This window comes from Micromonospora sp. NPDC048063 (assembly GCF_043202855.1).
Taxonomy (GTDB): Bacteria; Actinomycetota; Actinomycetes; order Mycobacteriales; family Micromonosporaceae; genus Micromonospora.
Genome location: NZ_JBIDBG010000003.1, coordinates 413328 through 439698, shown reverse-complemented (window position 1 = coordinate 439698; position 26371 = coordinate 413328). Strand labels below are relative to the sequence as shown.

Here is a 26371-nt window from a genome sequence, read left to right as displayed (position 1 = left end):
CCCCGACGTCCGGCGTACCGTTGGCGGGTGAGTCTTGACGAGAGCGAACTGCCCCGCACCGAGGAAGAGTGGCGGGTCCGGCTCAGCCCCGAGGAGTTCCGGGTGCTGCGGGAGGCCGGCACCGAGCGCCCGTGGACCGGCGAGTACGTCGACACGAAGACGCCGGGGATCTACCGCTGCCGGGCCTGCGGCGCGGAGCTCTTCCCGAGCGACACGAAGTTCGACTCGCACTGCGGGTGGCCCAGCTTCGACGCCGCCGTCCCCGGCGCGGTCAAGGAGATCGAGGACCGCAGCCTGGGGATGAGCCGCACCGAGATCCGCTGTGCCCGGTGCGACAGTCACCTCGGTCACGTGTTCCGGGGCGAGGGCTTCACCCCCAGGGACACCCGGCACTGCGTCAACTCGGTCTCCATCCGACTGGAGCCGCGCGCCGACGCCTGAGGGCGGGGGCCGCCGGGTCGGGCGACCCGACCACGGGTCGCCGGGTCGCCGGGTCAGCGCCGGGCCGCCGCCAGCCCGGCCAGGAGCGAGACCTCGGCCGTACGCGAGCGCTCGACGCGTCCGGCGAGGTCGCGCACCCTCGGGTCGCTGCCGACCGCCAGGTGCGCCCGGGCCAGGTCGGCCGCCGCGCCCTGGTGGGCGCCGAGCACGTCGAGCAGGACGCGGTCGACCTCGCCGTCCGGGGCGGCCCGTAGGCGTGCCAGGTCCCCGGCGGCGGTCCCGTGGTCGTGGTCGTGCCGGTGGGCTGTCCCGGCGGGCCCGGCGTCCCGCAGCCAGCCGCGCATCGTGGCGAGCTCGTCGGACTCGGTGACCTCGATGGCGGCGACCAGGGTGCGCAGCTTCCGGTCGGTCACCCGGTCCCGGCCGAGCCGCACCATCTCCAGCGTCAGCTCGGTGTGCGCCGCCATGGTGGTCAGGAAGAGCACGTCCAGCCCGCTCAGCGCGCTCCCGGTGGCCGCGGTCGTTGCGGGCACGGCGGGCGCGGGCGGCGTCGGGGGTGTCCCCGCGCCGCAGCCGGATGCCAGCAGCAGGGCGGCGAGCAGGGCGACCGTGCGCAGCCGTCGCATGGCGCACTCCGATCCGGGGTGGTGACGGGTGCGGCGGGCGCCGGGGGGCGGGCCGCACCCGTGCGGTCAGACCTGGGTCCAGAGCGCCGGCACGTGGGGCGGTTCCCAGCCGGGGATCGCGGTGTGCGCCTGCCGGCAGCGGTACGTCAGCCCGCCGTAGGTGGCCTGGTCGCCGGCCTGGTACGCCTGGCCCGCCGTCCAGCTGCCGCCCGGGGCGGGAGGGGTGGTCGGGGAGGCGGTGGGGGTCGGGGTGGGCGACGGGGCCGGCGGCGTCGGGCTCGGCGTGGGCGACGGGCCGCCGCCCCCGCCGACCTGGAGGTCGACGCAGGAGTAGAACGCGTTGGCGGTGTCCGCGATGTTCCACACGGCGAGCACCTTCTGCCGTCCGGACCAGCCGCTCAGGTCGACGGTGTGCGAGACGGTGGCCTCGGGCTGCCGCCCACCGCCGTCGAAGACCGCCACCCGGTTGCCACCGACGAAGTACTCCCAGTTGCTGGTGGCGTGCCGGGCGGTGTTGGTCCAGGTGAAGGTCACCGAGGAGCCGACCGCGGTGGCGGGCCAGCCCCGGCTGTCGTCGTTCAGGACGGCGAAGTGGGCGATCCCGGCGTGGCAGCTGCGCAGCCCCTTCGGGCCCTCCACGCTCTGCGGCTCGTACTTGATCTGTCCGCAGTCCGGGACCCGGCCCTGGGCGCAGAGCGCCTGGCGGCTCGGCGGTCCCGACACGTAGCCGTGGGCCTGGGCGGGCGCCGCGACGGCCAGGGTGGAGACGACGGCGCCCGTCGCCACGAGCGGGATGGTGATTCTTCGGCGCATGGTGGCAGCTCCTTCGGACTTCGGGCTGGTGAGGTGCCACCCAACATAAATTAAACCTTCTTAACAGTAAAGACTCCTGTCGATAACAACATCGATGACCCTCATTGCGCTCCCCCTCAGAGCAGCAGCAGGCCGCCCCGCTCGTCGATCCGGTCGGCGGAGTCGTCGTCCAGCCACATGCCGCCGCTGGCGAGATAGCGGAAGTGGTACTCGCCCGGGCCGAGCCGCACGGTGACCGTACGGGTGCCGTCGCGGCGCGGGACCAGCTCGTGCCGCCCCGGCTCCCAGCCGTTGAAGCAGCCGACCACGCTGACGGCGCCGGGCGGGGTGTCGCGGGGCAGGCTGAACGTGACCCGGGTCTGGTTGCCGAAGAGCTTGTTCCGCTTGATCATGTCGTCGTTCCTCCGGTCGTGCGCGGTCACCCCGTACAACGGCCGACACGCCGGGGGCGACACGCCGCCGAACCCGACCAGCTCGACTGTTTCGACCGCCGGAGCCGCGCCCGTACCGCAGGCTTGGGAAAACGTGTCCTGTTTCGGGGGGTTATGTCGTGGCAACCTGCGAGGTCTGCGGTAACGACTACTGGATGGCGTTCGAGGTGCGAACCGTCAGCGGCGACGTGCACACCTTCGACTGCTTCGAGTGCGCCGTGCACAAGATGGCGCCGATCTGCGAGCACTGCCAGATCAAGATCGTCGGGCACGGGGTGGAGGTGTCCGGCCGGTTCTTCTGCTGCGCGCACTGCGCCCGCGCCGAGGTGGGCGCCCAGGGCGCCGAGATCCGCGACGCGGTGGGCGCCCGCCCCGCCTGACGCGAGTCTCACCGGGGGGCCGTCGCCGACGGGGCGATGCGGCGCGGGGATCGGGCCGGGCGGGACGACGCCCGGGACTGCACGACGATGGCGGCGAGGACGACCAGCCCGCCCGACAGCTGCGCCGGGGTGAGGTCCTGGGCGAGCACGAGCCAGCCCAACGCCGTCGCCACCAGCGGGCTGAGCAGGCCGAGGAAGGTGACGGTGGTGGGCGTGAGGGCGCGGATGCCGCGGAACCAGAGGGCGTAGGCGAGAGCGGAGCCGACGAGCGTGAGGTAGCCGTACCCGATCAGGTTCCCGGCCGTCAGCACCGCCGGCGGGGGACCCTCGACCAGCACGGCGACCGGAAGGAGCAGCAGGCCACCGGCGGCGAGCTGCCAACCCGTGGTGGCCAGCAGCGGCGCGGGCGACGACCACCGCTTGCTGAGCACCACGCCGCCGGCCATCACGACCGCGCCGCCGAGCGCGGCGGCGACGCCGACGCCGTCGAGGCGCGCGTCCGCCCGCAGCACCAGCAGCCCGACCCCGGCCACCCCCGCGGCGCCGGCGAGGACGGTACGCGGGGTCAGCCGGTCGCCGAGCACGCCGGCGGAGAGCGCGGCGACCAGGAGCGGCTGCACCGCGCCGACGGTCGCGGCGACCCCGCCCGGAAGCCGGTACGCGGCGACGAACAACAGCGCGAAGAAGAAGCCGATGTTCAGGGCGCCGAGCACCGCCGCCCGCCACCACCACGCGCCCCTGGGCAGTTGCCGGGTGACCGCGACCAGGAGGAGACCGGCGGGCAGGGCACGCACCACCGCGGCCAGCAGCGGGCGCTGCGGGGGCAGCAGCTCGGTGGTGACGAGATAGGTGGTCCCCCAGATCGCCGGGGCCAGCGCGGTCACGCCGAGGACGAGCGTTCGATTCTTTAGCACTGAGATAATTTATCTGAGCGCTAAGGTAAGTGGCGCGGCGTCCGCCGTGAACTACCTCACCACTAAGGCACCGCTGCTAGGGTGATCGGATGGCCGATCACGTCGACCGGGTGCTGGCGCAGTGGGCCGCCCAACGACCGGATCTGGACGCCTCCCCGATGGGGGTGTTCGGTCGCCTATCCCGGCTCTCCCGGCTCGCCGGGGCGGAACTGCACCGCACGTTCAGCGCACACGGCCTCGACTCCGCGTCCTTCGACGTGCTCGCCACCCTGCGCCGCAGCGACCCGCCCCACCGGCTGACCCCGACCCAGCTGATGCACTCGTCGATGGTCACCTCCGGCGCCGTCACCCAGCGGCTCGACCGGCTCGAGGCGCGCAACCTGGTGACCCGCACCCGCAGCGACACCGACGGCCGCGCGGTGCAGGTCGGCCTCACCGACGAGGGACTGGCGCTCATCGACCGGGTCCTGCCCGACCACGTCGCCACCGAGCACCGGCTGCTCGCCGCGCTCACCCCGGCGCAGCGCGACACCCTCGCGGACACCCTGCGGACCCTGCTGGAGTCACTCGGCGACACGCGCAGCCCGTGAGTCGACCTACCATCGCGGCATGCCGCAGCAGAACCTTCCGATCCGGGTCGCCTCGTTCGCCGACCTGGACGCCCGCACCTTCCACGACCTGCTCCGGCTCCGGATCGACGTGTTCGTGGTCGAGCAGGCGTGCCCGTACCCGGAACTCGACGGGCGGGACGTCGAGCCCGGCACCCGGCACCTGTGGCTCGACGACGACGGCGCGCCGGCAGCGTACCTGCGGATCCTCGCCGACCCGGGCGGCGTCGCGCGGATCGGGCGGGTGGTGGTCACGCCGCGGGCGCGCGGCGGCGGGCACGCCGGCCGGCTGATGGCGGCGGCACTGGAGGTGGTCGGCGACCGCCCGTGCGTGCTGGAGGCCCAGTCCCACCTGGTCGACTTCTACGCCCGGCACGGCTTCGCCGTCAGCGGCCCCGGCTACGTCGAGGACGGCATCCCGCACACCCCGATGCGCCGGGAAGGCACTGACCAACGCAAGTAGATGCGGCATCCTCCGGCAGAGCGAGGCGCCGGGCCGTCCGGTGGACCAGCCCCCTCGGGTCACTGTCGAGCTGCCCCACCGGTGAGACCAGCGCCGGAAAGGCCGCCGCCCCACCCGGCGGGGCAGCTCGACAGCGCCGTGCGGGTCGGTCTCGGGCCCTACGTCAGACGAGGCCGTTGACGATGTCGGCGACCGAGCGGCGGCGGCCGGTGTAGAACGGGATCTCCTCCCGCACGTGCCGGCGGGCGCCGGCGGCTCGCAGGTCGCGCATCAGGTCGACGATCCGGTGCAGCTCGTCGGCCTCGAACGCCAGCATCCACTCGTAGTCGCCGAGCGCGAACGAGGCGACCGTGTTGGCCCGCACGTCGGGGTAGCCACGGGCCAACTTGCCGTGCTCCGCGAGCAGCTCGCGCCGCTCGGCATCCGGCAGCAGGTACCACTCGTAGGAGCGGACGAACGGGTAGACGCACACGTACGAGCGGGCCTCCTCGCCGGCGAGGAACGCCGGGATGTGGCTCTTGTTGAACTCCGCGGGCCGGTGCAGGGCCATCTGGGACCAGACCGGGGTGAGCGCCCGCCCCAGGGTGGTGCGACGGAACCGCAGGTACGCGTCCTGGAGGGCGTCGCTGGAGGCGGCGTGCCACCAGATCAGCAGGTCCGCGTCGGCGCGCAGGCCCGAGACGTCGTACGTGCCGCGGACGACCACGTCCTTGCCGGCCAGCTCCTCGAAGAGGGTCTCGACCTCGCCGGTGACGTTCTCGCGCAGCGACGGAAGTGGGCTGCTGGCCCGGTACACCGACCACATGGTGTAGCGGATGCTGGCGTTGAGCTCCCGCAGCCGGGCCGCGTTGGTCTGCTCGGTCATGTCCCCGATCCTCCCAGTGCTGTGATGATCTCTTCGGCCGCCGTCTCACCGGAGCGGACGCAGACCGGGATGCCGACGCCGTCGTACCCGGCGCCGGCCAGGACGAGCGTCGGGTGGTGCGCCCGCAGGACCGCCCGCGCGGCGGCCACCCGGTCGGCGTGACCCGGGGTGTACTGCGGCAGCGACCCGCCCCAGCGCTGCACGTGCCCGGCGACCGGGGTGGGCAGCGGCACGCCGAGCACCGCCGACAGCTCCCGGTGCACGGTGGCGACCAGGTCCTCGTCGGTGCGCTGCACCTGCCGCTCCTCGCCGTACCGGCCGACGGAGGCGCGGACCAGCGCCAGCCCGTCCGCCCGGCGCAGGTGCCCCCACTTCGTGGTGAAGAAGGTCGACGCCTTGATCAGCAGCCCCTCGGTGTTGGGCACCAGGAAGCCGGACAGCTCGGGCAGCTCCGGCTCGGGCAGCGCGAGGGTGACCAGCGCGACGCTGGCGTAGTCCAGTTCGCCGACGCGCTCGGCCGCCGCGGGCGCCGGAGCGCCGAGCAGCCGCGCCGCCGGCCGGGCCGGCACGGCCAGCACCACGGCGTCGACGTCGACCAGCTCCGGGTCGCGGGTCGGGCCGACGGTCAGCCGCCACCCCGCCCCGGTCGGGGTCAGCTCGCGCACGGCCGCGTCCCGCCGGATCGTCGCCCCGCTCGCCGCCGCCGCGGCCTGGACCAGCGTGCTGAGCCCACCGGCCAGGGTGCCGAAGACCGGCGTACCCGGCGCCCGGGGAGCGGCGGCCTGCGCGGCGCGCACCGCCCCCACCAGGGTGTGCTCCACCCGGGCGGCCCGGGCCAGCGCCGGCATGGTCGCCACCAGGGACAGGTCGTCGGCCCGGCCGGCGTAGACGCCACCGAGCATCGGGTCGACCAGCCGGTCGGCCACCTCGTCGCCGAACCGGGCCCGGACCAGCGCGCCGACCGAGACGTCGTCGTCCGCGCCGAGCAGCGGCCGGCCGGCGTCGACGTCGGCGTCCGCCGCCGGGCGCGCGACCGTGGTCACCCGCTCCAGATCCCCCGGTACGCCCACCAGCGTGCCGCCCGGGATCGGGCGCAGCGCGCCGTCGACCACCAGCGCGGCCTGCCCGACGGTGGGGTGCACGATCCGTTCGCCCAGGCCGAGCCGGCGGACCAGGGCCACGGCGGCGGACTCGCCCCCGGCCGGGTCGCGCATCAGGAACGACTCCGCCCCGAACTCCACCGCCGAGCCGGCCAGCTCGCCGGTGCGCAGCTTGCCGCCGAGCGCGCCGGACTGCTCGTACACGGTGATCTCGGTGTCGGCGGGGGCGCGGTCGCGCAACCGGACCGCGGCGGCCAGCCCGGCGATCCCGCCGCCGACCACCGCCACCCGCCATGGTGCCCGCATGCCGCTCAGCCCCGGTCCGCCGGCTGGGCGGACAGCTCGTGCACCAGGGCCACCACCCGGGTCAGCACGTCGGGGTCGGTCTCCGGCAGCACGCCGTGCCCCAGGTTGAACACGTGCCCGGGCGCGGCCCTGCCCTGCTCCAGGATCCGCCGCACCTCGCCCTCGACGACCGGCCACGGCGCGAGCAGCACGCACGGGTCGAGGTTGCCCTGCACGGCCTTGTCCGGGCCGATCCGGCGGATCGCCACGTCCAGCGGCGTACGCCAGTCGACGCCGACCACGTCGGTGCCGGCCTCGCCCATCGCGCCGAGCAGCTCGCCGGTGCCCACCCCGAAGTGGATCCGGGGCACGCCCGCGTCGGCCAGCCCCGCGAGCACCGCGGCCGAGTGCGGCAGCACGAAGCGACGGTAGTCGGCCTCGGACAGCGCGCCGGCCCACGAGTCGAAGAGCTGTACCGCGGAGACCCCGGCGGCCACCTGGACCCGCAGGAACTCCAGCGTCACCTCGGCCAGCCGGCGGCAGAGCGCGTGCCACAGCTCCGGCTGGCCGTACATGAGGGCCTTGGTCTTCGCGTGGGTGCGCGACGGGCCGCCCTCGACCAGGTAGCTGGCCAGGGTGAACGGCGCGCCGGCGAAGCCGATCAGCGGGGTGTCGCCCAGCTCGGCGACGAGCAGCCGGACCGCCTCGTCCACGTAGGAGACGTCGTCGCGGGTGATCGGCCGGATCCGTTCCACGTCGGGCAGGGTGCGCACCGGCTCGGCCACCACGGGGCCGGTGCCGGGCACGATGTCCAGGTCCACCCCGGCGGCGGCGACCGGCACGACGATGTCGCTGAACAGGATCGCGGCGTCCACCCCGTGCCGGCGTACCGGCTGGAGGGTGATCTCGGTGACCAACTCGGGGCGGCGGCAGGACTCCAGCATCGCCACGTTGGCCCGGATCTCGCGGTACTCCGGCAGCGACCGGCCGGCCTGCCGCATGAACCAGACCGGGGTGTGCGGGACGGGCCGACGCCGGCAGGCCCGGACGAAGGGCGAGTCGGCCGGTCCGCCGGAGCGGGTGTCTTCGTCTCGGGCGTCGTCGCCCGTCGTGGTGGTGGTCATCGCGGCCATCGTGCCACGCGGCACGCTCGCGGCAGCGGGCAGCGCCGCCTTTTGTGACCCCCGTCAGCCCGCCCGGACGGAGGCGCCTCCGGCGGGGCTTCCCCGGCCCGCCGGGCCGTCGCACGCGGGCCGCGGGAGGGCCGGCTCCCGGCGTGCCGTTTCCGGCGGCGGCGGGTTGCCGGGCATAGGCTGCCGGCATGGCCCCCCCGATCGCGCTCCCGGAGACCTTCGCCCGCGCGGTCGCCGGGCTGCGGTCCGCGGCACCCCGGTCGGAGATCGTGCTGGAGGAGGTCGGCGCGCCGCAGCGCCTCGCCCCGTACGCCTTCGCGCTCTCCGCCACCGTCGTGCGCGACGGCGACGAGGTGGCCTCCGGGCGGCTCATCCTGCTGCACGACCCGGCCGGGCACGAGGCCTGGCGGGGCACCCTGCGGCTGGTCACCTACGTGACGGCGGAGCTGGAGGTCGACCTGGCCGCCGACCCGCTGCTGCCCGGGGTGGGCTGGACGTGGCTGACCGACGCCCTGGACGCGCAGGACGCCGGCCACACCGCGATCGGCGGCACGATCACCCAGACCATGTCGACCCGGTTCGGCGACCTGGCCGGGCCACCCGCGGCCGGCGACATCGAGATCCGCGCCTCCTGGACGCCGGTCGACGACGACCTCGCCCCGCATCTGCTCGCCTGGTGCGCGCTGCTGGCCTCGACCGCCGGGCTGCCCCCGCCCGGGGTGACCGCGCTGCCGGAGCGTCGCCCCGCCGGCGCGGCCTGACCCCGCGACGGGTCACCTCACAGATACTTCTCGGCCTCGTTGCAGATCTTGTCCATGCCCTGGACGGCCTTGTCGTAGGCCGCCTTGTTGCCGGCCGCCGCCGCGCCGAGAGCGGTGGTGAGCTTGTCGAGGCAGTTGGCGATGACCTTCTTCTGTCGGGCCTGCTCGTCCCGGTCGTTGCGGGTGCCGGTGAGGTCCTGCTCGGTGTCGTCCAGCTTGTCCTTCACCGACTGGAGGTCGGCCTTGAGCTTCTCGATCTCCTTGCCGTTGGCCGCGATGGTGCCGTCGCGCTGGCTGACCTCGCTGGCCATCTTCTTCTCGGTGCGGTCCAGCTCGCTGCTCGTGCTGACGAACAGGCCGGTCATCACCCCGCCCAGGACGAAGAGCAGCCCGGCCACCACGGCCAGGACCAGCACCTTGCGGCTCTTGCCGGCACCCGGCGCGGGGGCACCGAAGGGCGGGGCGGAGCCGGGCGGGACCGACATCGGCTGCCCGTACGCCGGCCCGGACGCCGGGGGCACGGACATCGGCTGCCCGAAGGCGGGCGGGACGGAGACCTGGCCGGCCTGGGGCGCGGCAGCCGGCGTGCCGGCCGGGGCGTAGCCGGACCCGGCCGGCGGCGCGGACTGCGGGTAACCGGAGGACCCGGCGGGCGGCGCGGACTGCGGGTAACCGGAGGACCCGGCGGGCGGCGCGGACTGCGGGTAGCCGGAGGACCCGGCGGGCTGGGTGCCGTACTGCTGCGGCACGGCCTGCTCGGGGGTGTGCTGGCGGGGGGTGCCGTAGGTGGTGCCGTGCGGGACGCCGCCCGACGGCGGCTGACCGGGCGCGGCCGGCGGCTGCGGCGGGTACGGCGGGTAGCCGCCCGGCCCGGTCGGTGGCTGGGACATGTCGTTCTTCCTCCACGTGAGCTGGTCCGGGGAGCATGGTCCGCCGGGCCGGGTTGGTACGGGTCGGGTGCTGACCGGGTCAGCAGATCTTGAAACCGTCGCAGGCGACCTTGATCGGCACGGCGAGGCCGATCCCCTCGGCGTCGCGGGCCTTGGCGGTGGCGATGCCGACCACCTGCTTGCTGCCGTTGATCACCGGGCCGCCGGAGTTACCGGGGTTGATCGGGGCGTCGAACTGGACGACGGGACCCTGGCCGCCGCCCGCCTCGCGGAAGGCGCTCACCACGCCGGTGGTGACGCTGTCCTCCAGGCCGAGCGGCGCGCCGACGACGACGATCTGCTGCCCGGACTTCACGGCGGCCGGGGCGGCGACCAGGCCGGTGAACTTGCCGGTGGTCCGCAGGTGGGCGACGTCGTTCGCCTCGTCGACCCGGACGATGGTCGCCGGGAAGCGCTGGTCGGTGCGTTCCAGGAAGACCTCCCGCTCGCCGGCCTCCCAGACCGACTCCACCACGTGGTAGTTCGTGAACAGGTTGGTGCCCCCGCCGGCGGCCGGCTTGCCGATGGCGAACGCCGTGCCGGTGGAGTTGCCGGCCCGGACCCGGAACACGCTGGGCAGCACCGCGCTGGCGACGGCCTCCGGGTTGAACGCGGCGCCCGCCTGCTTCTCCAGCGCCTCGGCCCGGCTCTCCAGCCCGTCGAGCCGGGTCCCGTCGGCCGCCTGCGCCGCGTCCAGCCGGCGGTCGGTGTCGCCGAGCCGGTCCGAGAGCCCGTGGATCTGGTACGCCTGCACGCCCGTCACCACGGCCAGCAGGCCGGCGAGCACGAGCGCGGTGACGGTCAGCCAGCGGCCCCGGGAGGCCGGCGCGGCGCCCGCCTGGACGGGACCGGCGGGGTACGGCTGGGCCGGCCCGGCGGCCGGCGGCTGGCCGGGCACGGGTGGCTGCCCGGGGGCACCCGGGGACGCCTGGCCGGCGGCGGGAGGCCAGCCGGTGCCCGGGGCGGCTCCGGCGGACGTCGGGCCGCCGGGGGCTGTCGGGGTGGCGGACGGCGCGCCCCCCTGCCCCCAGCCGGCGGGGGCGACCGGGGCGGCGCCCCACTGGCCCTGTTGCTGGGGCGGTGACCAGGTCGTCCGCGGCGGCGCGGCGGGGGCCTGTCCCGGGACGTTCTGCGGGTACGCCGGCGCGGGCGGCTCGATCCGGGGCGGCAGCGGCCCCGGCCGGTAGCTCCCGTCGCCCGGCCCCGCCGGACCCGTGTCCGCCGACCCGTAGCCAGCAGTCATGATCGCCTTGCCCTCCCCGTAGCCGCCCCGCGGTGTCCCGGGGCCTGATGATGCCGTACCGGCGCAAACGGCTCGATGGACCGTACCTGCGCGAAAGGGGTTTGTCTTCCCCGATGTCCGGCCGGGGGAGGCTCCGTCCGACCGTCCGATCGACACGCACCGGACCGGCTGCACCCGTCGGATCGCGTCGCGCACTAGGGTTGTCAGGTGACCGACGAACCACCCCTGCGCCGTCGGGCCGCCGAAAGCCGTACGGGAAACGAAGCGCACCACCCGCCGTCGGCCCGGCCGGAGCCGGAGGACGCGGGTACCGAACCGAACGCCGACGGGCCCGTTCCGCTGACCGCCCCGCGCGAGGGCACACCCCAGCCGGCGGCCACGCCGGACGAGCTCGCCGAGGTCGTGGCCCGCTTCGCCGCCGGCACCGGCCCGGTCGCCCTGGACGCCGAGCGGGCCTCGGGCTACCGCTACAGCCAGCGGGCATACCTGGTGCAGCTGCGCCGGGCCGGCTCCGGCACGGCGTTGATCGACCCGCTGCCGCTGCCCGACCTCACCGCCCTCGACGAGGTGATCGGCGAGGCCGAGTGGGTCCTCCACGCGGCCAGCCAGGACCTGCCCTGCCTGGCCGAGGTGGGGCTGCGCCCGCGCCGGCTCTTCGACACCGAACTGGCCGCCCGGCTGGCCGGGTTCGAGCGGGTCGGCCTGGCCGCGCTGACCGAGCAGCTACTCGGCTACAGCCTGGAGAAGCACCACTCGGCAGCCGACTGGTCGAGCCGCCCCCTCCCGGAGTCCTGGCTCACCTACGCGGCGCTGGACGTGGAGATGCTGGTCGACCTGCGCGACGCGCTCGACGAGGAGCTGACCCGGCAGGGCAAGTCCGCCTGGGCGGCGGAGGAGTTCGCCGCGCTGGTGCGCACCGGCGCCCGGCCGCCCCGGGTCCGCGCCGAGCCGTGGCGCCGCACCTCCGGCATCCACCGGGTGCGCGGGGCGCGCGCGCAGGCGCGCGTGCGCTCCCTCTGGTACGCCCGGGACCAGATCGCGGCCCGACGGGACGCCGCGCCGGGGCGGGTGCTGCCGGACTCGGCCATCGTCGCGGCGGCCGAGCTGGACCCGAAGGACGAGAAGACCCTGCTCACCCTGCCCGGATTCGGCGGCCGCTCGGTGCGGCGGCTGGCCCGCACCTGGCTGGCGGCGCTGGACGACGCCCGGCAACTGCCGGAGGACGCGCTGCCGGTCGCCCCGACGGTCGAGGGTCCCCCGCCGCCGCACCGCTGGGCCGAGCGGGACCCGGTGGCGGCGGCCCGACTGGCCCGGTGCCGGGAGGTGGTGGTCCGGATCGCCGGGGCGCACCGCCTGCCCCCGGAGAACCTGATCGCCCCCGACTCGATCCGCCGCCTGGCCTGGGTCCCTCCCGAGGAGGTCACCGAGGAGACCGTGGCGGAGACGCTGCGCGGCTTCAACGCCCGCGAGTGGCAGATCAACCTCCTCCTCCCCGACCTCACCGAGGCCCTAACCGACCCACCCCCACCCACCTGACCCCCACCCCCACCCCGCCCCCTCCCCCGCCCGCCCCCGCGCCGTTGATCATGAAGTTGTTGTCGCCACCCCCGGCGTGTCGAGACAACAACCTCATGATCAACGCGTGGACCCGTAGCGGGCGGGGGCGGGTGGGGCGGGGGGTGGGTGTGGGGTTGGCCACATGGGGGTGGGTGCCGGCGGTGGTTACTGGCGAGTAGCATCCGGGGGAACACGCCCGTGCCGGCGACCTTCATTCGGTCCGCCGTGCCGCCTGTCGGCGCGGAGGCCGAATCATGGTCGAAAAGGAGGCTCCAGTGCCCCGTGAAGTCCGGGATGTCGTCTTCGTCGACGGCGTCCGCACCCCCTTCGGCAAGGCGGGTGGCATGTACGCCAACACCCGCGCCGACGACCTGGTGATCCGCTGCATCCGCGAACTGCTGCGCCGCAACCCGCAGCTGCCGCCGGAGCGGGTCGAGGAGGTCGCCATCGCCGCCACCACCCAGATCGGCGACCAGGGCCTGACCATCGGCCGCACGGCCGCCCTGCTGGCCGGCCTGCCCAAGACCGTCCCCGGTTTCGCGATCGACCGGATGTGTGCCGGCGCGATGACCGCGGTGACCACCGTCGCCAGCGGCATCGCCATGGGCGCGTACGACGTCGCCATCGCCGGGGGCGTCGAGCACATGGGCCGCCACCCGATGGGCGAGGGTGTCGACCCCAACCCGCGGATCGTCGCGGAGAAGCTGGTCGACCCGTCCGCCCTGGTCATGGGCGCGACCGCGGAGAACCTGCACGACCGCGTCCCGCACGTCACCAAGGAGCGCGCCGACGCCTTCGCGCTCGCCTCGCAGCAGAAGACCGCGAAGGCGTACGCCAACGGCAAGCTCCAGGACGACCTGGTGCCGATGGCGATCCGCGACGCCGACGGCGGCTGGGGCCTGGCCACGGTGGACGAGGCGCCCCGGGACACCTCGCTGGAGAAGCTCGCCACCCTGAAGACCCCGTTCCGCCCGCACGGCAAGGTCACCGCGGGCAACGCGGCCGGCCTGAACGACGGCGCCACCGCCAGCCTGCTCGCCTCCGAGGACGTCGCCCGCGAGCTGGGCCTGCCGGTCGCCATGCGGCTGGTCTCGTTCGGCTTCGTCGGCGTCGAGCCCGAGGTGATGGGCGTCGGCCCGATCCCGTCGACCGAGAAGGCGCTGCGCCTCGCCGGCCTGACCATCGACGACATCGGCCTGTTCGAGCTGAACGAGGCGTTCGCCGTGCAGGTGCTCGCCTTCCTCGACCACTTCGGCATCGCCGACGACGACCCCCGGGTCAACCCGTGGGGCGGCGCGATCGCCATCGGTCACCCGCTCGCCTCCTCGGGCGTACGGCTGATGACGCAGCTCGCCCGGCAGTTCGCCGAGCACCCGGAGGTCCGCTACGGCCTCACCGCCATGTGCATCGGCATCGGCATGGGCGGCACCGTGATCTGGGAGAACCCGCACTGGGAGGGTGGAGACAAGTGAGCGCGAGGAACGAGCCGGGCCTGCGAGTCCCGCAGTCGCGAACGAAGGAGACGCAGTGAGCCTCGCCGCACCGAACGAGGTCGTCACCAAGGCGCTGCTGCGCCAGGTGAACGTACCGGGGCTGGACCGGCCGGCCGCCCTGATCACCCTGGACAACGGCTTCGACCACACCAAGCCGAACAGCTTCGGCCCGGGTGGCCTGACCAGCCTGGACGAGGCGATCACCGCCGCCGTGGCGGCGAACCCGGCGTTCATCGCGGTCACCGGCAAGCCGTACGTCTTCTGCGTGGGCGCGGACCTCACCAGCCTCCCGCAGCTCGCCGACCGCGAGCAGGCCCTGGAGATCGGCCGGCTCGGCCACCGGGTCTTCGCCCGGCTCCGGGACAGCGAGATCCCGACCTTCGCCTTCGTCAACGGCGCGGCGATGGGCGGCGGCCTGGAGCTGGCCCTGCACTGCCACTACCGGACGCTCTCCGGCGGCGCCGCGGCGCTGGCCCTGCCCGAGGTCTCCCTCGGCCTGGTCCCCGGCTGGGGCGGCACCCAGCTGCTGCCGAACCTGATCGGCATCCCGGCGGCGACCCAGGTGGTCATCCAGAACCCGCTGATGCAGAACAAGATGCTCAAGCCGAAGCAGGCCGCCGAGATGGGCATCGCGGACGTGCTGCTGGAGCCGGCGGACTTCCTGGAGCGGTCCCTGGAGTGGGCCGCCGGCGTGGTCCGCGGCGAGGTCACCGTGACCCGTCCCGAGGTCGACAAGGACATGTGGGCGGGCGTGCTCTACTTCGCCCGGTCGACCCTGGACCAGCGGCTGCACGGCGCGGTCCCGGCCGCGTACAAGGCGCTGGACCTGCTGGAGACGGCGAAGGACGCCGACTTCGCGACGGGCACCGCCGCCGAGGACGAGGCCCTGGCGGACCTGGTCTTCTCGGAGGAACTGCGCAGCGGCCTGTACGCCTTCGACCTGGTGCAGCGGCGGGCCAAGCGGCCGGCCGGCGCGCCCGACAAGGGCCTGGCCCGCCCGGTCACCAAGGTGGGCATCGTCGGCGCCGGCCTGATGGCCAGCCAGCTCGCCCTGCTCTTCGCCCGCCGCCTCCAGGTGCCGGTCGTGCTGACCGACCTGGACCAGGCCCGGGTCGACAAGGGCGTCGGCTACGTGCACACCCAGATCGAGAAGGCCGTCAGCAAGGGCCGGATGGACAAGGGCACCGCCGCCAAGCTGTACGGCCTGGTCAGCGGCTCGGTCGACAAGGGCGTCTTCGCGGACGCCGACTTCGTCATCGAGGCGGTCTTCGAGGACCTGAACGTCAAGAAGCAGGTCTGGGCCGAGCTGGAGAAGATCGTCAAGCCGGAGGCCGTGCTGGCGACGAACACCTCGTCGCTGTCGGTCACCGCGATGGCGGCCGAGCTGGAGCACCCGGAGCGGGTGGTCGGCTTCCACTTCTTCAACCCGGTCGCCATGATGCCGCTGCTGGAGATCGTCCGGGGCGAGCGGACGGACGACGCCACCCTCGCCACCGCCTTCGCGGTCGGCAAGCAGCTCAAGAAGTCCTCGGTGCTGGTGAAGGACGCGCCGGCGTTCGTGGTCAACCGGCTGCTCACCCGCTTCCTGGGCACCGTCTTCGCGGCCGTCGACGCCGGCACCCCGCTGGACGTGGCGAACAGCGCGCTGGACCCGCTGGGCCTGCCGATGCGCCCGCTCGCCCTGCTCCAGCTCGTCGGGCCGGCCGTCGCGTACCACGTGGGCGGTACCCTGCACGCCGCGTTCCCGGACCGGTTCGGGGTCAGCGAGAACCTCAAGCGGATCGCCGACTCCGGTCAGCCGATCGTCGTCGACGACCAGGTCAACGACGAGGTGGCGAAGCTGCTGGTGGTCGGCGACCAGCCGCTCACCGCCGAGCAGGTGCGCCAGAACGCGCTCGACGCGCTGGCCCAGGAGATCCGGCTCATGCTCGACGAGGGCGTCGTCGCCGAGGCGCAGGACATCGACCTGTGCATGGTCCTCGGTGCCGGCTGGCCGTTCCACCTGGGCGGCGTCACGCCGTACCTGGACCGGACCGGCACCTCGGAGCAGGTGACGGGCCAGCGGTTCCTGCCGCGCGGGGTCGCCAGCCTGCCCGCCTGAGTCCACCCCGCTCCCCCGCGTTCGCGGTGGTCGCCCCGTCCGGCTTGGATGGTGGCGGCCACCGCGATCGTCGTTGCGGCCCGCCCGGTCGGGAAGGGGATAGCGGGACGCAGTTGTGGCTGGCTACCATCACGCGTTCGCAACGTCGCCTGGAGCTGATCCATGTCCTCACCGCCGGTCGATCCCTGGTCCGGGCAGCACGAGCACGACACCCACTACGACTTCCACCCGCCGCAGCCGGACAGCTACCCCGTGCCGCCGGCGGAGGGCTGGCCGCCGTCGGGCGGGCAGCCGCCGCACCACGGCGGCTGGTCCGCCGCGCCGGCCTCCGGCTCCCCCGCGGCCCCGTACCCCACCCAGCCGTACGGCGGATATCCCGTCACGCCGCAGGAGGGCTTCCCACCCGCCCCGTACGCCGGCTACCCGCCGCAGTACGCCGGCGCGCCCCAGCCGGTTGGCGGGCCCGCGCGGTCGCACCTCAACCTGGTCCTGACCCTGGGCATCGTCGGGCTGCTGGTGCTCTGCCTCGGCGGGGGCGCCGTGGGCTACGTCGCCCTCTCCGACAACGACACCCCGGTCGTGAGCCCGACGCCGACGGCGACGGCGACCCCGGCGTCGAGCGCCACGCCGAGCGCCGCGCCGTCGTCGGAGGCCACCCCGTCCCCGGAGACCAGTTCCACCCCCCGGATCCGGGTCGTCACGCCGGAGACCCTCGCGGGCCGCCCGCAGAGCACCGAGCCGACGCTGAAGAAGTTGGCCGACGACATGGTGCGGGAACTGAAGTCCTCGGTGCCCCAGGCGACGGGCGTGGCCGGCGCCTTCTACGGCAGCGCCGACGAGCGCGACATGGTCATGGTGGTCGCGGCCTCCACCTTCGTGCTCAACCCCGAGCGTGAACTCGACGACGCGGTCAAGGGGATCTCCAAGGAGCTGGCGGTCAAGAGGCTGACCAGCATCGCCCCGGGCCCGAACGGCGGCGAGGCCAGGTGCGGCGACGGCGAGTCCGCCGACGTGCCGCTGGGCGTCTGCGCGTGGGCCGACCACGGCAGCGTCGGGATCATCGTGATGTTCTTCTCGTCCTCGGCCGCCGCGGCGGCGGAGTTCGTCGAGATCCGCGGCCAGATCGAGCAGAAGTACTGACCCGAGCAGGCAGGGGCCCGTCACCACCGGTGACGGGCCCTGTCGCGTCAGCCCGCCGTGGCCGCCCGCTCGGCGGCGCTGCGCAGCACGCAGAACTCGTTGCCCTCCGGGTCGGCGAGCACCACCCAGCCCGAACCGTCCGGGCGGATGTTGTCGGAGACGTGGGTGGCGCCGATGGCCAACAGCCGCGCGACCTCCTCGTCCCGGGTCCGGTCCGCGGGCTCCAGGTCGAGGTGCAGGCGGTTCTTCACCGTCTTGCCCTCGGGCACGGCCAGGAAGAGCACCTCCGGGCCCCCCGGGGGCAGCAGCATGGCCTCCGGGTCACCGGGGAAGTCGTCCGGCTGCCGGGGGCAGTCGAAGACCTGCGCCCAGAAGCCGGCCAGGGCATACGTGTCGCGGCAGTCGATGCCGATGTTGTGGATGGTCGCGCTCACTGGTTTTCCTCCTCGGTGGACGCACCCGCCCGCTCCGCCGCCCCGCGCAGGACGCAGAACTCGTTGCCCTCCGGGTCGGCGAGCACCACCCAGCCCGTACCGTCGGCGCGCCGCTGGTCGTCCACCAGGACCGCGCCGAGCCCGAGCACCCGCTCGACCTCCTGGTCGCGGGTCCGACCGGCCGGTTGCAGGCAGACGTGCACCCGGTTCTTGACCGTCTTGACCTCGGGCACCTGCTGGAAGAACACGCTCGGGGTGGTGTCGCCGCCCGGTGGCAGCAGGACCGCCTCCGGGTCGCCCGGTGCGTCGTCGGCGTGCCGGGCGTAGCCGAGCACCGCCGACCAGAAGCCGGACAGGGCGTAGGTGTCGTGACAATCGAAACTGATGTTGTGGATCCGTGGATACACGGGTTCCTCCGCTACGGATGGAGGCGCCCCGCGTGCGTGAGGGTCAGCCGGCGAGACGGGGCGCGGAGATCATGACGGTGAACATTCGACGCACCCCCCTCCGGATGTCGGGCTGACGCCATGATCCTTCCATCGGGCCGGCCCGACCCGCAACCCCCGGTGCCGCGTCACCGCCCGGCGGCCGGTTCCTCGGCGGTCACCGCCGGGGCGGCCTCCGCCGCCGGCAGGGTCACCGTGACCTCCAGCCCGCCGCCGGGCTGGGCGATCACCCTGACCGTGCCGCCGTGCGCGTCGCAGACCGCCCGGACGATGGAGAGCCCGAGGCCCGAGCCGCGCGCGCCGGTGCGCTCCCGGCCGCCGCGCCGAAACGGCTCGAACAGGCCCGGCACGTCGGCCTGGTCCACCTCGAAGCCAGTGTTGCCCACCACCAGCCAGGACCGGCACCCGTCCGAGCCCGTACGCACCCAGAGCCGGCCGTGCAGGTGGTTGTAACGCACCGCATTCTCGATCAGGTTGCCGGCCAACCGGTCCAGCAGCCCCGGATCGCCGACCACCGGCGCGGACTCCAGCGACGTCTGCACCCGCAACCCGATCCGCTCCACCTCCCGGCGTACGGCCGACAGGGCGTTGGCGGTGCCGGCGGCGAGGTCGCACTCGGTGCGGCGGCCGAGCCGGCGGCCCGCCTGGGCCTCGCTGCGGGCCAGCACCAGCAGGGCGTCGACCAGCCCGTTGGCCCGCTCGGAGGCGTCCCGCACGACCGTGGCCATCCGGCGGTACTCGGCGGCGTCCGCCTCGTCGTCGCTGAGCGTCACGTCGATCTCGGTACGCATCACGGCGAGGGGGGTGCGCAGCTCGTGCGAGGCGTTGGCGACGAAGCGCTTCTGCGCCTCGAACGCGGCGGCGATCCGGTCCAGCATCGCGTCGAACGTCTTCGCCAGCTCGGCCACCTCGTCGTCGGCGCCGGAGTAGCCGATCCGCTGGTCCAGGGTGGTTTCGCCGAGCCGCCGGGCGGTGGCGGTGACCTGGTGCAGCGGGCGCAGCGCCCGCCCGGCCACCGCGTACGCCCCGGCCACTCCGACGACGCTGATCGCCAGCAGCGCCACCAGGCCCTTGACCAGCAGCTCCGTGCTGGCGGCGTCGACCAGTTGCCGCTGCCACTGCGCGGCGTCCAGCGACCGCCCGTCGGCCAGCACCACGGTCGTGCCGGGGAGCAACTCGTCGGTCGGGCGCAGCGCGTCGCGGACCAGCAGCCAGGCCAGCAGCACCAGGATCGCCCCGGCGCCGACCAGCAGCACGCCGTTGAGCAGGGTCAGCCGCAGCCGCAGGGTGGGCCGCAGGCGCCTCCGCACGGCCGGGTCCTTCGGTTTGGACCGCGGGGCTCGCAGAACCGGCTCACTCCTCGCGCTCACCGTGCCACCTTCGTTCGCGACTGCGGGGCTCGCAAAACCGGCTCACTCCTCGCGCTCACCGTGCCACCTTCGTTCGCGACTGCGGGGCTCGCAAAACCGGCTCACTCCTCGCGCTCACCGTGCCACCTCCGCCGTGCGGTAGCCGGCGCCGACCACCGTCTCGATCAGCGGGGGGTCGCCCAGCTTCTTGCGCAGCGTCATCACGGTGACCCGGACGATGGTGGTGAACGGGTCGGTGTTGGCGTCCCAGACCCGCTCCAGCAGCTCCTCGCTGGAGACCACCGCGCCGCGCGCCTTGAGCAGCTCGCAGAGCACGCCGAACTCCTTGTTGGTCAGGTCGACCGGCTGCCCGCCCCGGGTGGCGACCCGGCGGGCCGGGTCGAGCACCAGATCGGCGAGTTCCAGCACCGGCGGCGCGGCCGGGGTGGCCCGCCGGCCGAGCGCCTGCACCCGGGCGACCAACTCGTCGAAGGCGAACGGCTTGGGCAGGTAGTCGTCGGCGCCGAGCTGCAACCCCTCGACGCGGTCGGCGACGGTGCCGCTGGCGGTCAGCATCAACACGCGGGTGAGCGCGCCGGAGGCCGCCAGGTCCGCGCAGATCTGGTCGCCGTGCACGCCGGGCAGGTCCCGGTCCAGCACCACCACGTCGTAGCGGGTGACGAACGCCATCTCGTGGCCGCTGTCACCGTCGTAGGCGACGTCCACCGCCATGCCCCGCTTGCGCAGCCCCCGCACGATCGCGTCGGCGAGGTTGCGCTCGTCCTCGACCACCAGTACCCGCATCCCGGCCTCCTCGCGCCCTGACCACCCGACAACCTAGTGCGGGCCGCCAACCCGGGCCGCACCCGCCGTCCGGGCCGGCCACCGTTGCAGAAAACCTTCGTCGTACGCGATGCTTTTCGGCACCAACCTTCGCGACGGACGGGGAGACGCATGACCGACGCGGCGCCGACGGCCGGGCGGGACGTCGCCTACCGGGGCTTCCGTCTGCCGGACGACGCGGACCGGGGCGTCCTGGCCGGGCTGCGCGCCGTCCCCGCGGGGCTCGAACTGGCCGACCCGGTCGACCGGATCGACCACACCGACGCCGACGGCCGCACCCGCCGGTACGCCGCGGGCAGCTGGACCTCGCCGCCCGTGCCGGCCGGCTTCGCCGTCCGCGACGTGGTGCCCTCGTGGACCGGGCAGACGCCGGGCGGCTGCTGGCTGCGGGTGGAGCTGCGCGGCTGGCACGACGACGCCCCGTCCACCGGCTGGTACGTCCTCGCCGACTGGGCCGCCGACGACGAGGCGTTCCGCCGCACCTCCGTGCCCGGGCAGCGCGACGCCGACGCCCGGGTGGACACGGACACCCTGCTCGTCACGGGCGCGACGGTCACCGGCTGGCAGGCCCGGGTGACCCTGCTCCGGCCGGCGGACGCCGACGCCGGCACCACGCCGGTGCTGCGTACGGTCGGGGCCGTCGCCTCCGCACCGCGCGCGGAGGCCGCGGCGACCCGGCCGGCGGCCGAGGGTCCACCATCCGTGGCGGCCCCGCCCGGCGCGGAAGCCCGGCCCGCCGGAGTCGCCGCGGCCCCGGCCGCCGCACCCGGTGCCGCCCGGACGACGCCGGCCGCCTGGGGCACCGTGCTGGACGTGCCGCGCTACTCGCAGCGGCTGCACGCCGGCGCGCACCCGCAGTGGGGCGGCGGCGGGGACTCCTGGTGCAGCCCCACCTGCACGTCGATGGTGCTCGCCTTCTGGGACGCCGCCCCCGCCCCGGACCGGTACGCCTGGGTGGCCCCGGCCGGCCCCCGCCCGGTGGTGGTGCACGCCGCCCGGCACTGCTACGACCACGCCTACGCCGGGGCCGGCAACTGGCCCTTCAACACCGCGTACGCCGGGCTGCACGGGGTAGACGCCTTCGTCACCCGGCTGCGCTCGCTGGCCGAGGCGGAGGCGTTCGTGGCGGCCGGCATCCCGCTGATCGTCTCCGCCGCGTTCACCGCCGGCCAGGTGCCCGGCCTGGACTACGACACCGCCGGGCACCTGTTGGTGCTGGTGGGCTTCACCGACACCGGCGCGCCGGTGCTCAACGACCCGTACGCCCCGGACGACGACGCGGTGCGCCGGACCGTCGACCGGGACCGGTTCGAGGCCGCCTGGCAGGCCGGCAGCGGCGGGGTGGCGTATGTGCTCCGGCCGCCCGGCGTGCCGCTGCCCCCGGCGCCGGAGCAGCCCAACTGGTGACCCGGCACCCGGAGCAGCCCGACGGGTAACCCGGCGGCGCGGGCCGGACGACCATCCGGCGTGCCCGGGCTCAGCCCTCGAACCGCCAGACGCCGTACTCGCCGGTGCGCAGCCGGCACAACACGGCCTCCGTGCCGCCCCGGCAGTCCCCGGAGGCGTCCCTGAGCAGGTCGACAACCCGGGACCGGCCGGCCACGACGTCCAACTCGCCGACCACCAGTCCGCCGCCGGATGCGGCCGGCCGCACGGCGAGGAGCCGGTCGCCGTCCTGCCACGGCATCAGCTGCCACGTGCCCAGGTCGGCGACCTGCCGACCGGTCGCCGCGTCGAGCACGCTGAACCGCTCCCCGGTCGACCCCGGCGCGAGCGCCAGGAGCCGCCCCTCGCGGCCGGACAGCACCCCCAGCCACCCCTCCGCGGTCCAGCGGAGTGCGCCGGTGGCCGGGTCGAGCGCACGGAAGCCCCCGGTCTGCCCGGCGGCGCAGAGCAACTCGCCGCAGTCGACGACGTGCTCGACCAGCGGCACGCGCGCCGCCCACCGCGGTCGCAGCCCGTCCAGCCCGTACGCGGTCACCACGCCGGCCCGAGCGACCAGCAACAGGTCGTCGATGACCGTCGGCTGACCGAACGAGGGCTGCCCGTCGAGGCGCAGGTCCGCCGCGTGCAGCAGGTCGCCCGAGCGGGGGTCGCGCACCTCCGCCCGCCCGTCGGCCGTGACCAGCACGAACCGCTCGACCAGCCCGTCGCGGACGCCGAAGCGCACCCCCTCGGGCGGCGTCGGCACCGACCAGAGCGCCCGCCCGGAGGCCGGGTCCACGGACCGCAGGGCGGCGGCGTCCTGCATCAGCAGCGTCCCGGCGACGTCCGCCCAGTGGTAGCCGGCCTGCCGCCAGCGCTCCCGGCCGGTGGCGGGGTCGAGGGCGATCGTCTGGCCGAGGCTCTGGTCCCCGGTGACCGAGAACAGCACCACCCCGGGCCCGGTCTGCACCTGCCAGAACCGGCCAGGCGCGAGGAGGCGGGCGCGCCAAAGGGGAGCCGGTGCCCGCCCGTCGGCGGGGGTCCGGGCGGGCAGGGCGTAGGCGCGCACCTCGACGGTCCCCCCGGGCTCCCCCTCGGCCGGTTCGACCACGTAGAACCGGTCGCCGTCGAGGAACGCCTCGGACCCGACGCGGGCCGGCACGACGACCGAGACCCGCTCCGGTGTCGGCGCGGCGCCGGCCAGGGTCGCCACGAGCAGCGCGAGCACCAGTGCCACCCGCAGCGGCCGGCCGACGGCGCGGGGCGGGCGGGGCAGCGGCGCCTCGCCGTCCGGCCCGTCGCGCAGCTCGCCGAGGTCGATCAGGGTCATGCCCGCCCCTCCCCGCCGGTCATCCGGGCAGCTCCCAGACCCCGTACGCGCCGCCCTCCCGGCGGCAGAGGACGAGCGACCCGTACGCGCCGCACGCCCCGACCACACCGTGCAGGGCCGCCAGCACCCGGATGCCGTCCCCCCGCTCGTCGAGCCGGGCGACCAGGACCCGCCCGTCCCGCTGCCGACGGTGCAGGACCGCGGGGTCCTCCCACGGCGCCAGGTCACCCAACTGCCAGCGGCCCAGCTCCCGCACCGGGCGACCGGTCGCCGCGTCGAGCAGCACGTGTTCCGCCGCACCGCCGCGCGGATAGCCAGCCGCCAGCAGCCGATCGCCCACGGGAGTCAGCAGCGGCCAGTCGTCGGCGCGCCAGCGGGCGCTGCCGGTGGCGGGGTCGAGCAGCCGCAAGCGCCCGCCGTCCCCGACGCAGATCACCACGCCGCAACCGAAGGCGTACGGCCGGGCGGACGGGCCGCGCGGCACGCTCCACCGTCGGCGCAGGGCGGCGGTGTCGTAGGCGGACAGCACAGCGGGCCCCTCGGACACCAGGACCACGTCGTCGGTGACCCCGAGCACCTCGGGCGGCCCGGCCGCGGCGGGCAGGGCCGCCGCGTGCAGGACGTCGCCCGAGTCCGGGTCGCGCAGCTCCAGCCGCCCGCCGTCGAGCACCGTCAGCAGCGTCACCCGGCCGTCCCGGGTCGACCAGTGCAGGGCCCCCGGGGGCAGCCGCCGCGTCCAGCGGACCGCACCGCTGGCGGCGTCGACCGACCGCAGCACCGGCGCCCCCGGCCGGGTGCCGGCGGTCCCCCACACGAGCAGGTTTCCGGCCGGCGTGGCGCCGTCCAACCGCCCGTCGACGCGCCAGCGCACCGCGCCGTCGGCGGCGGCGAGCCCGACGACCTGCGGCCCCGCCGGCTCCTCCGGCATGCCGAGCACCACCACGTCGCCGACGCGCACGACGGGGAAGGGACTCACCGGCCCGGTCAGCGGAAGGTGCCACAGTGGACGGCCCGAGGGCAGCTGATGAGCGGCCACCCGGGGCGCCGGGCCGGGGCCGGGCGCCACGCCGGGCCCGGTGCGGTCCACCACCAACAGCAGGTCGCCCGCGACGACGACGTCGGCGTCCGGGCGGGCCGGGACGACGGCACCGGGCGGGTGCGCGGCCTGGGGCGCGGCGGCGGTCAACACGGCCAGACAGAGCAGGGCGACGAGGGCGGGTGCCCAGCGGCGGACCGCCCGACCCGGCCCGGGGCCGGCCGGCGGCGGGACCTCCCGCCGCTCACCGAGGTCGATGACCGTCACGCGCCGTCCTCCCCGTCACACCCCCGCGCCGGCCGGCAAACCGGCCGGGGAGGCACCGGCCCGGCAAAAGCGACGCATCCGCGCCTGTACGATGGCGCGTCGTGGCTGTGCCGGTGGTAGACCCCTCGCTGAACTCCGTCTCCGCGCCCGTCGCGGCCGAGCCGTCGCGGCGGCCCCGGCGGAGGCCGGCCCGCGCCGACGTACTGGCCATCGGAGCCTATGTCCTGCTCGGCGTTCTCGTGTGCCTGAACTACTGGGTGGACGTGCAGAACCGGGTGTCGTCGCACCTGCCCACCGACCACAGTTGGTTCGAGTGGCTCTTCTCGCACGGCGCGTACTCGTTGCGGCACCTGGAGAACCCGCTGTTCACCGCCCGCCAGAACGCCCCGGACGGGGTGAACATGATGGCGAACACCTCGCTGCTCGGGGTGACGCTGCCGCTGGCGCCGCTGACCATGCTCCTCGGCCCGCAGGTCATGTACGCGCTCTACCTGGGCGCCGCGCTGGCCGCGACGGCCGGCACGTCGTACTGGGTGCTGTCGCGGCACCTGGTGCGCTCCCGGGCGGCGGCCTTCGTCGGCGGCGCGTTCCTCGGTTTCGCGCCCGGCATCGTGCACCACGCCAACGGTCAGCCCAACTTCGTCTCGAACTTCCTGCTGCCGCTCATCGTGCTGCGGGTGTTCCGGCTGGGCGAGCCCGGCCGGTGGCGGCGCAACGGCGTCGTGCTCGGGCTGCTGGTGGCGTACCAGATCTTCATCAACGAGGAGATGCTGCTGCTGACCGCGCTGGCCTGCCTGGTCGCCGTGGTCGCGTACGCCGTGCTGCGGCCGGCGCGGACGCGGGCGGTGGCCGGCACCTTCGCCGCCGCGCTCGGCGTGGGCGGCGGGTTGGCCCTGCTGCTGACGGCCTACCCGATCTGGTTCCAGTTCAACGGCCCGCAGTCCTACCGGGGCCTGCAGGGTGGGGTGTTCCACAACTGGGGCGAGGACCTGGCGGCCTTCGTCACCTTCGCCCGGGACACCGTCGCCGGGGACGAGGCGGTGGAGAAGACCATCGGGCTGACCGAGCAGAACACCTGGTTCGGCTGGCCGCTGGTGCTGCTGTCGCTGGTGGCGCTGGTGCTGCTGGTGCGCCGCTCGCTCGCGGCCCGGATCGTGGCGGTGCTGGTGGTGGTCTTCACCGTGGCCTCGATCGGCCCGAAGGTGCGCCTGAACGGGGTGGAGACCGAGACGGACGGCCCGTGGTCGTACATCCCCGACGACCTGCCGCTGGTCGAGATGATGATGCCGACCCGGCTGGCCCTGGTGGTGGGGGCGGCGGTCGGCGTGCTGCTCGCCCTGGCCTGGGACGCGGTGGCCGGGGCCGGCCGTTCGTCGGTCCCCGCGCCGCGCTCCGGCGACGACACCGCCGGTGGCGCCGGGCCGCGCCGCCGCTGGCTCCGGCCGGTCGGGTACGCGGCCGTCGCGCTCGCCGTGCTGCCGCTCGTCCCCCGCCCGCTGCCGGCACAGCCCGTCGAGCCCCCGCCGCACTTCATCACCGCCGGCGGCTGGCGCCCGTACGTGCCGGCGGGCCGGACCCTGGTGCCGGTGCCGATCCCGAGCAACGTGCACGGCCTGCCCACGCTGCGCTGGAGCGCCCTGACGCAGCACGCGTTCCCCATCCCCGGCGGCTACTTCATCGGGCCGAACGAGCTGGGCGAGGGCGTCTTCGGCGCGCCGAACCGGCCGACCAGCACCCTGGTCTACGCCACGATGGACTCCGGCGAGGTGCCCCCGCTCACCGACGAGAACCGCCGCCAGGTGGTCGAGGACCTGCGGTTCTGGAAGGCGTCCGTGGTCGTCCTCGGCGCGCATCCGCGCGAGGCGGTCCTCCGGGAGCTGATGACCGCGCTGATCGGCCCGCCGCAGCGCGTCGACGACGTCTGGCTGTGGGACGTCCGTCCCCTGGTCGGCTGACCA

The 26371-nt window shown here is 74.9% G+C and carries 26 protein-coding genes; 11 read left to right on the top strand and 15 right to left on the bottom strand.

The window, feature by feature from the left end; all coding sequences use genetic code 11:
• Nucleotides 1–27 precede the first annotated feature (27 nt).
• The gene (msrB, locus tag ACGFZ2_RS10380; protein ID WP_393452058.1) at nt 28–441 is read left to right on the top strand and encodes a peptide-methionine (R)-S-oxide reductase MsrB; all 414 of its coding nucleotides are present in this window, start codon (nt 28–30) and stop codon (nt 439–441) included.
• Nucleotides 442–494: 53 nt separating this feature from the next.
• On the opposite strand, the gene ACGFZ2_RS10375 is transcribed toward msrB, so the two are convergent.
• The 3 genes from ACGFZ2_RS10375 to ACGFZ2_RS10365 form a co-directional block, all read right to left on the bottom strand.
• Entirely contained in the window at nt 495–1067 is a 573-nt protein-coding gene (locus ACGFZ2_RS10375; RefSeq protein ID WP_393452055.1) for a DUF305 domain-containing protein, read from the bottom strand.
• A 66-nt stretch (nt 1068–1133) separates the two neighbouring features.
• A complete protein-coding gene (locus ACGFZ2_RS10370; RefSeq protein WP_393452052.1) occupies nt 1134–1880 on the bottom strand; it encodes a lytic polysaccharide monooxygenase in 747 nt (248 codons plus the stop codon).
• Between the two features lie 116 nt (nt 1881–1996).
• Nucleotides 1997–2272 carry an isoamylase early set domain-containing protein gene (locus ACGFZ2_RS10365; RefSeq protein WP_393452049.1) on the bottom strand — a complete coding sequence of 92 codons (276 nt, stop codon included), beginning with the start codon at nt 2270–2272 and terminating at the stop codon, nt 1997–1999.
• 158 nt (nt 2273–2430) lie between these two features.
• Here ACGFZ2_RS10365 and ACGFZ2_RS10360 point away from each other — a divergent pair, with 158 nt between their 5' ends.
• Nucleotides 2431–2691 carry a Prokaryotic metallothionein gene (locus ACGFZ2_RS10360; RefSeq protein WP_393265283.1) on the top strand — a complete coding sequence of 87 codons (261 nt, stop codon included), beginning with the start codon at nt 2431–2433 and terminating at the stop codon, nt 2689–2691.
• Nucleotides 2692–2699: 8 nt separating this feature from the next.
• On the opposite strand, the gene ACGFZ2_RS10355 is transcribed toward ACGFZ2_RS10360, so the two are convergent.
• Nucleotides 2700–3605, bottom strand: coding sequence for an EamA family transporter (locus ACGFZ2_RS10355; protein WP_393452046.1), 906 nt, complete (start codon nt 3603–3605; stop codon nt 2700–2702).
• An 89-nt stretch (nt 3606–3694) separates the two neighbouring features.
• Between ACGFZ2_RS10355 and ACGFZ2_RS10350 the strand changes: the two genes are divergently transcribed.
• Both ACGFZ2_RS10350 and ACGFZ2_RS10345 read left to right on the top strand, forming a co-directional pair.
• Complete coding sequence (locus ACGFZ2_RS10350; RefSeq protein ID WP_393452043.1) at nt 3695–4195, top strand: MarR family winged helix-turn-helix transcriptional regulator; 501 nt, start codon at nt 3695–3697, stop codon at nt 4193–4195.
• A 19-nt stretch (nt 4196–4214) separates the two neighbouring features.
• Entirely contained in the window at nt 4215–4676 is a 462-nt protein-coding gene (locus ACGFZ2_RS10345; RefSeq protein WP_393265291.1) for a GNAT family N-acetyltransferase, read from the top strand.
• 163 nt (nt 4677–4839) lie between these two features.
• Here the strand turns inward: ACGFZ2_RS10345 and hemQ are convergent, their stop codons facing one another.
• The 3 genes from hemQ to hemE are packed head-to-tail and all read right to left on the bottom strand — an operon-like array spanning nt 4840 to nt 8050.
• The gene (hemQ, locus tag ACGFZ2_RS10340; RefSeq protein WP_357696520.1) at nt 4840–5541 is read right to left on the bottom strand and encodes a hydrogen peroxide-dependent heme synthase; all 702 of its coding nucleotides are present in this window, start codon (nt 5539–5541) and stop codon (nt 4840–4842) included.
• A complete protein-coding gene (hemG, locus tag ACGFZ2_RS10335) occupies nt 5538–6947 on the bottom strand; it encodes a protoporphyrinogen oxidase (protein WP_393452040.1) in 1410 nt (469 codons plus the stop codon). The genes hemQ and hemG overlap by 4 nt, the downstream gene beginning before the upstream one ends.
• Before the next feature lie 5 nt (nt 6948–6952).
• Nucleotides 6953–8050, bottom strand: a complete 1098-nt coding sequence (hemE, locus tag ACGFZ2_RS10330; protein WP_393452037.1) for a uroporphyrinogen decarboxylase — start codon at nt 8048–8050, stop codon at nt 6953–6955.
• Between the two features lie 197 nt (nt 8051–8247).
• Here hemE and ACGFZ2_RS10325 point away from each other — a divergent pair, with 197 nt between their 5' ends.
• Entirely contained in the window at nt 8248–8820 is a 573-nt protein-coding gene (locus ACGFZ2_RS10325) for a DUF3000 domain-containing protein (protein ID WP_357696526.1), read from the top strand.
• A gap of 17 nt (nt 8821–8837) precedes the next feature.
• On the opposite strand, the gene ACGFZ2_RS10320 is transcribed toward ACGFZ2_RS10325, so the two are convergent.
• Together ACGFZ2_RS10320 and ACGFZ2_RS10315 are read right to left on the bottom strand one after the other, a co-directional pair.
• The gene (locus ACGFZ2_RS10320) at nt 8838–9710 is read right to left on the bottom strand and encodes a hypothetical protein (protein ID WP_393452034.1); all 873 of its coding nucleotides are present in this window, start codon (nt 9708–9710) and stop codon (nt 8838–8840) included.
• Between the two features lie 79 nt (nt 9711–9789).
• Nucleotides 9790–10992, bottom strand: a complete 1203-nt coding sequence (locus ACGFZ2_RS10315; protein ID WP_393452032.1) for a trypsin-like peptidase domain-containing protein — start codon at nt 10990–10992, stop codon at nt 9790–9792.
• Between the two features lie 207 nt (nt 10993–11199).
• Between ACGFZ2_RS10315 and ACGFZ2_RS10310 the strand changes: the two genes are divergently transcribed.
• The 4 genes from ACGFZ2_RS10310 to ACGFZ2_RS10295 all read left to right on the top strand — a co-directional run bounded on the left by ACGFZ2_RS10310 (nt 11200) and on the right by ACGFZ2_RS10295 (nt 17283).
• Nucleotides 11200–12528 (top strand): ribonuclease D, encoded by a 1329-nt coding sequence (locus ACGFZ2_RS10310; protein WP_393452029.1) that lies wholly within the window; start codon nt 11200–11202, stop codon nt 12526–12528.
• A 296-nt stretch (nt 12529–12824) separates the two neighbouring features.
• A complete protein-coding gene (locus tag ACGFZ2_RS10305; protein ID WP_393265307.1) occupies nt 12825–14021 on the top strand; it encodes a thiolase family protein in 1197 nt (398 codons plus the stop codon).
• Nucleotides 14022–14076: 55 nt separating this feature from the next.
• Nucleotides 14077–16143: a 3-hydroxyacyl-CoA dehydrogenase NAD-binding domain-containing protein gene (locus ACGFZ2_RS10300; RefSeq protein ID WP_393452026.1), complete on the top strand. Its 2067-nt coding sequence runs from the start codon at nt 14077–14079 to the stop codon at nt 16141–16143.
• Between the two features lie 162 nt (nt 16144–16305).
• Complete coding sequence (locus ACGFZ2_RS10295) at nt 16306–17283, top strand: hypothetical protein (RefSeq protein ID WP_393452023.1); 978 nt, start codon at nt 16306–16308, stop codon at nt 17281–17283.
• Between the two features lie 47 nt (nt 17284–17330).
• Here ACGFZ2_RS10295 and ACGFZ2_RS10290 read toward each other — a convergent pair whose 3' ends face one another.
• The 4 genes from ACGFZ2_RS10290 to ACGFZ2_RS10275 form a co-directional block, all read right to left on the bottom strand.
• Nucleotides 17331–17717 (bottom strand): VOC family protein, encoded by a 387-nt coding sequence (locus ACGFZ2_RS10290; protein ID WP_393265314.1) that lies wholly within the window; start codon nt 17715–17717, stop codon nt 17331–17333.
• Nucleotides 17714–18124 (bottom strand): VOC family protein, encoded by a 411-nt coding sequence (locus ACGFZ2_RS10285; protein WP_393452020.1) that lies wholly within the window; start codon nt 18122–18124, stop codon nt 17714–17716. The genes ACGFZ2_RS10290 and ACGFZ2_RS10285 overlap by 4 nt, the downstream gene beginning before the upstream one ends.
• A gap of 167 nt (nt 18125–18291) precedes the next feature.
• Nucleotides 18292–19473, bottom strand: coding sequence for a HAMP domain-containing sensor histidine kinase (locus ACGFZ2_RS10280; protein WP_350711021.1), 1182 nt, complete (start codon nt 19471–19473; stop codon nt 18292–18294).
• A 174-nt stretch (nt 19474–19647) separates the two neighbouring features.
• Nucleotides 19648–20316 carry a response regulator transcription factor gene (locus ACGFZ2_RS10275; protein ID WP_350711019.1) on the bottom strand — a complete coding sequence of 223 codons (669 nt, stop codon included), beginning with the start codon at nt 20314–20316 and terminating at the stop codon, nt 19648–19650.
• Between the two features lie 150 nt (nt 20317–20466).
• Between ACGFZ2_RS10275 and ACGFZ2_RS10270 the strand changes: the two genes are divergently transcribed.
• The gene (locus ACGFZ2_RS10270) at nt 20467–21762 is read left to right on the top strand and encodes a peptidase C39 family protein (RefSeq protein ID WP_393452017.1); all 1296 of its coding nucleotides are present in this window, start codon (nt 20467–20469) and stop codon (nt 21760–21762) included.
• 70 nt (nt 21763–21832) lie between these two features.
• On the opposite strand, the gene ACGFZ2_RS10265 is transcribed toward ACGFZ2_RS10270, so the two are convergent.
• Together ACGFZ2_RS10265 and ACGFZ2_RS10260 are read right to left on the bottom strand one after the other, a co-directional pair.
• Nucleotides 21833–23110, bottom strand: a complete 1278-nt coding sequence (locus ACGFZ2_RS10265; RefSeq protein ID WP_393452014.1) for a PQQ-binding-like beta-propeller repeat protein — start codon at nt 23108–23110, stop codon at nt 21833–21835.
• Nucleotides 23111–23129: 19 nt separating this feature from the next.
• Nucleotides 23130–24413 (bottom strand): PQQ-binding-like beta-propeller repeat protein, encoded by a 1284-nt coding sequence (locus ACGFZ2_RS10260; protein WP_393452011.1) that lies wholly within the window; start codon nt 24411–24413, stop codon nt 23130–23132.
• Between the two features lie 107 nt (nt 24414–24520).
• Between ACGFZ2_RS10260 and ACGFZ2_RS10255 the strand changes: the two genes are divergently transcribed.
• Nucleotides 24521–26368, top strand: coding sequence for a hypothetical protein (locus tag ACGFZ2_RS10255; protein WP_393265602.1), 1848 nt, complete (start codon nt 24521–24523; stop codon nt 26366–26368).
• The last annotated feature ends 3 nt before the right edge of the window (nt 26369–26371 follow it).

Coding starts and splice junctions, on each gene's coding strand:
- ACGFZ2_RS10375 (WP_393452055.1), bottom strand. CDS start 1,067: ATGCGACGGCTGCGCACGGTCGCCCTGCTCGCCGCCCTGCTGCTGGCA.
- ACGFZ2_RS10370 (WP_393452052.1), bottom strand. CDS start 1,880: ATGCGCCGAAGAATCACCATCCCGCTCGTGGCGACGGGCGCCGTCGTC.
- ACGFZ2_RS10365 (WP_393452049.1), bottom strand. CDS start 2,272: ATGATCAAGCGGAACAAGCTCTTCGGCAACCAGACCCGGGTCACGTTC.
- ACGFZ2_RS10350 (WP_393452043.1), top strand. CDS start 3,695: ATGGCCGATCACGTCGACCGGGTGCTGGCGCAGTGGGCCGCCCAACGA.
- ACGFZ2_RS10345 (WP_393265291.1), top strand. CDS start 4,215: ATGCCGCAGCAGAACCTTCCGATCCGGGTCGCCTCGTTCGCCGACCTG.
- hemQ (WP_357696520.1), bottom strand. CDS start 5,541: ATGACCGAGCAGACCAACGCGGCCCGGCTGCGGGAGCTCAACGCCAGC.
- hemG (WP_393452040.1), bottom strand. CDS start 6,947: ATGCGGGCACCATGGCGGGTGGCGGTGGTCGGCGGCGGGATCGCCGGG.
- hemE (WP_393452037.1), bottom strand. CDS start 8,050: ATGACCACCACCACGACGGGCGACGACGCCCGAGACGAAGACACCCGC.
- ACGFZ2_RS10325 (WP_357696526.1), top strand. CDS start 8,248: ATGGCCCCCCCGATCGCGCTCCCGGAGACCTTCGCCCGCGCGGTCGCC.
- ACGFZ2_RS10320 (WP_393452034.1), bottom strand. CDS start 9,710: ATGTCCCAGCCACCGACCGGGCCGGGCGGCTACCCGCCGTACCCGCCG.
- ACGFZ2_RS10315 (WP_393452032.1), bottom strand. CDS start 10,992: ATGACTGCTGGCTACGGGTCGGCGGACACGGGTCCGGCGGGGCCGGGC.
- ACGFZ2_RS10295 (WP_393452023.1), top strand. CDS start 16,306: ATGTCCTCACCGCCGGTCGATCCCTGGTCCGGGCAGCACGAGCACGAC.
- ACGFZ2_RS10275 (WP_350711019.1), bottom strand. CDS start 20,316: ATGCGGGTACTGGTGGTCGAGGACGAGCGCAACCTCGCCGACGCGATC.
- ACGFZ2_RS10270 (WP_393452017.1), top strand. CDS start 20,467: ATGACCGACGCGGCGCCGACGGCCGGGCGGGACGTCGCCTACCGGGGC.
- ACGFZ2_RS10265 (WP_393452014.1), bottom strand. CDS start 23,110: ATGACCCTGATCGACCTCGGCGAGCTGCGCGACGGGCCGGACGGCGAG.